The sequence below is a fragment of the Citrobacter sp. wls827 genome, from assembly GCF_005280875.1.
Lineage (GTDB): Bacteria > Pseudomonadota > Gammaproteobacteria > Enterobacterales > Enterobacteriaceae > Citrobacter > Citrobacter youngae.
Genome location: NZ_SZWR01000022.1, coordinates 1 through 3,543, shown reverse-complemented (window position 1 = coordinate 3,543; position 3,543 = coordinate 1). Strand labels below are relative to the sequence as shown.

Sequence of the window (3,543 nt, the reverse complement as noted above, 5' to 3'; positions counted from 1 at the left end):
CAGTTCATCTGAACTGGCTTTTTTTATACCGGCTGGAGCCTATTATTTGTAGACCAGATGAGAAACGTGAGCTTCACCATCCAGCATGACAACTAAATATGCAGTTCCTGCAGCTTGTCTTTTGGCAGCGCCAGCTCCTCATTGCTGTTAACGCGGACATCACGTTCCAGAATATGACGTGCAATGTCCTGCGCTTCGCTGAGGGAGTGCATCTGATACGTACCGCACTGGTAGACGTTCAGTTCCGGGATCTGACTCTGATCCTGCACTTTCAACACATCTGCCATTGCCGCTTTCCAGGCATCAGCTACGCGTTGTTCGTCCGGCGTTCCAATCAGGCTCATGTAGAAGCCGGTACGGCAACCCATTGGCGAAATATCGATAATCTCGACACCGTTGCCATTCAGGTGGTTACGCATAAAACCAGCAAACAGGTGTTCCAGCGTATGAATACCTTTCTCAGGCATCACTTCTTTGTTCGGAATGCAAAAACGCAGATCAAACACGGTGATTGCGTCGCCATGCGGGGTATTCATCGTTTTTGCAACCCGGACCGCGGGAGCTTCCATCCGGGTGTGATCGACAGTAAAACTATCTAACAACGGCATTTAGCCACCTCCGATAAATTTTTTTAAAATATTCTGAACTCTTTGTTCCGGGGCGAGTCTGAGTATATGAAAGACGCGCATTTGTTATCATCATCCCTGTTTTCAGAGATGAAATTTTGGCCACTCCCGAGTGGCCTTTTTCTTTTGTATCAGGCGTGCTTTTCCAGCCACACACCAAACGGCTCAGTATCTGCCGCTTCAATCTCCTGCTGACGGCGCTTAGAAGCCACACTTTCAGCAATAAATTCGTCTTCCTGCAGCAGTTCCAACGGCTCTTCGCGCAACAGGTTACGGTACGCTTCACCCAACGCTTTACCCGTGCCACCGATACCAGTATCAATCATAGACCGCAGGATCCGCGCTGAGAATGTCAGCTCAGGATTATCAAAGCAGGCAACCAGTTCGTCACATACTTTTTGATATTCCTCTCCTCCGTGAATGCCGTCCAGCGTTTGTGCCACACGTTTCAGATCACGGAACAGATCTTTACCCACTTTAGGCAACGGGAACTGAGCCGTTTCACAACCAATACCTAACGTCAGGCCTGGCTTGCGCCCTTCCAGAATAACGCGATTCCAGTTAGTACGCGTACACAGCAGCTCGTCGCTACTCATTTCCGGGGCATCAGCCAGAACGCACCAAACCATGAACAAATCGAGGAAGCGCACCTGTTGTTCATCTACGCCGATTGGCGAGAAGGGGTTGATGTCGAGCGAACGCACTTCGATATACTCAATGCCGCCGCGTAGAAGCGCATCAGACGGCGTTTCACCGCTGCGAGTCACGCGTTTCGGACGAATTGGCGCATACAGTTCATTTTCGATCTGCAAAACGTTGCTGTTGATTTGCAGGCGCTTACCGTCTTTCTCCAGACCGATCGCCGCGTACTCCTCTGAAGGCGTTTTAATCGCGCGCTTCAATCCTGCCACATACTCATGCAAATCGTTAAACGTAATTCCGAGATTGCTTTGCGACTTATTGGTATAACCCAGGTCACTCAGACGCAGCGACGTGGCATAAGGCAGGTAATACATACCACAATCGGTTTTTTCAAACGGCAGCGTTGTCGGTTTTCCTTGCAGGAAGGAGGAACAAATGGCCGGAGAGGCGCCAAACAGATACGGGATCACCCAACCAAAACGGTAGTAGTTGCGAATCAGACGGAAATACCCTGCTGACACTTTTTCTTTAGCGTCTTCATCGCCATCTGTTACGCCACATTTCGCCTGCCAGAAAGCCATCGGCAGCGAGAAGTTGTAGTGTACGCCGGAGATAGTCTGCATCAACGCGCCGTAACGGTTTTTGAGGCCTTCACGGTAAAGGGTTTTCAGACGACCGATATTTGACGTACCGTACTGCGCCAGCTCGATATCCTGACCTTCGGCAATATAGCAAGGCATGCTCAACGGCCACATACGCTCATCGCCAAGATTCCTGGCAGTATAGCGATGCAGATCGCGCATGAACGTGAGCATTTTGTGAATGTCATCGCCCGGTGGAGTAATAAACTCCAGCAGTGTTTCGGCAAAGTCAGTGGTTATCCATTTATGCGTTAGCGCTGAGCCTAACACTTCAGGATGGCCTGTCGTTGCCAATGAACCATCAGCATTAACACGCAGCGTTTCGCGCTCGAGCCCGCGTTGAATCCCCTCTAACGCATGAGGATGTTTTTCCAGCCAGGCCAGCGCCTGTGATACGTCCGGGATCAAATTGACCTCCCGCCTGTCAAAATCGTTTTAATTAGCATAATGGTATTGGTCAACCTGCAGGTTATTCCACAACACAATTAGTGCCACCACATAATGCCTTGCGTCGTAACCGCCGCGACCACAACATAGCGCAGCGCTTTGCCAAGACATAAAAAAAAGAGAACTGGGCCCCACGAGATGCGCATCCATCCCGCTAACAAGCACAGTAAATCACCCACAACCGGCATCCAGCTTAATAATAGTGTGACAGCGCCATAGCGCCTCAGCCAGCCAGTGGCTTTTTCTTGCCAGCGCGATGTTTTACGCAATGGAAAGAAACGCCCAAGGATAACGTTAGTTAACCCTCCAAGGCTATTACCCATTGTTGCTGTTAAAACTAAGACCCAGGGATGACTCGCTCCAGAAACCAGTAAGGCAACTAAAACAACTTCAGAATTTCCAGGTAATAGCGTGGCGCTGAGAAAGCTGCTGGCAAACAGCGAGAGGAGCGACAGTCCATCACTCACAATAACCGGACATCCACGGCGTCCATTCCTGCGGCACGCGCCGCCTGAAGTCCAAAATCGGCATCTTCAAACACGACGCAACGCGCCGGTTCAACGCCCATACGTTCAGCACAGAGCAAAAACGTATCAGGAGCCGGTTTGTGGCGTTGTACGTGATCGGCCGCCACCACGGCATCAAAATAACGACGCAGCCCAAGGTGAGTAAGCAGCGCTTCTGCAATCGCGCTTTCACTCCCCGTTCCTACCGCCATAGGCCGACGACCATGCCAGGCTTTCACGACGTCAACCAACGGCAGAGGCTGGACGCTATCCAGCAACATGCTTCTCACCTTGTCGGTTTTTTCACGCGCTAAGGCATGGGGGTCGAGATCGGCATGATTCAATTCAATTACCGACTGGGCAATACGCCACGTTGGGGAGCCGTTGAGGGCGACCATGGCTTGTTCATCAAAACGCAGCCCATAATGTCCCAATACCTCATGCCACGCCTTACGGTGCGTTGGCTCAGTATCCAGGATGGTGCCATCCATATCAAAAATCAAACCCGCATAACGTTCGTACATCGTCTTCTCACAAGCCGAATGACCAGACGTTATTTTATCGTAATTGATTGATTTTGTCGCTGACAGCGAATTGAGGGGCATTCAGAGAATATGTGGAAATAATTTAAAGGGGGAGATGGTGCATCCGGGAGGATTCGAACCTCCGACCGCTCGGTTC

4 protein-coding genes are annotated in these 3,543 nt (G+C 50.7%); all 4 read right to left on the bottom strand.

What is annotated here, in order from left to right; translation table 11 throughout:
• Nucleotides 1-92: 92 nt before the first annotated feature.
• Entirely contained in the window at nt 93-608 is a 516-nt protein-coding gene (gene luxS / locus FDX03_RS18705; RefSeq protein WP_061068445.1) for an S-ribosylhomocysteine lyase, read from the bottom strand.
• A gap of 149 nt (nt 609-757) precedes the next feature.
• Nucleotides 758-2,317 carry a glutamate--cysteine ligase gene (gshA, locus tag FDX03_RS18700; RefSeq protein WP_048213011.1) on the bottom strand — a complete coding sequence of 520 codons (1,560 nt, stop codon included), beginning with the start codon at nt 2,315-2,317 and terminating at the stop codon, nt 758-760.
• A gap of 77 nt (nt 2,318-2,394) precedes the next feature.
• Nucleotides 2,395-2,823 carry a YqaA family protein gene (locus tag FDX03_RS18695; RefSeq protein WP_042313100.1) on the bottom strand — a complete coding sequence of 143 codons (429 nt, stop codon included), beginning with the start codon at nt 2,821-2,823 and terminating at the stop codon, nt 2,395-2,397.
• The gene (yqaB, locus tag FDX03_RS18690) at nt 2,820-3,386 is read right to left on the bottom strand and encodes a fructose-1-phosphate/6-phosphogluconate phosphatase (RefSeq protein WP_048213012.1); all 567 of its coding nucleotides are present in this window, start codon (nt 3,384-3,386) and stop codon (nt 2,820-2,822) included. Before yqaB ends, FDX03_RS18695 begins: the two co-directional genes overlap by 4 nt.
• Between the last annotated feature and the right edge of the window lie 157 nt (nt 3,387-3,543).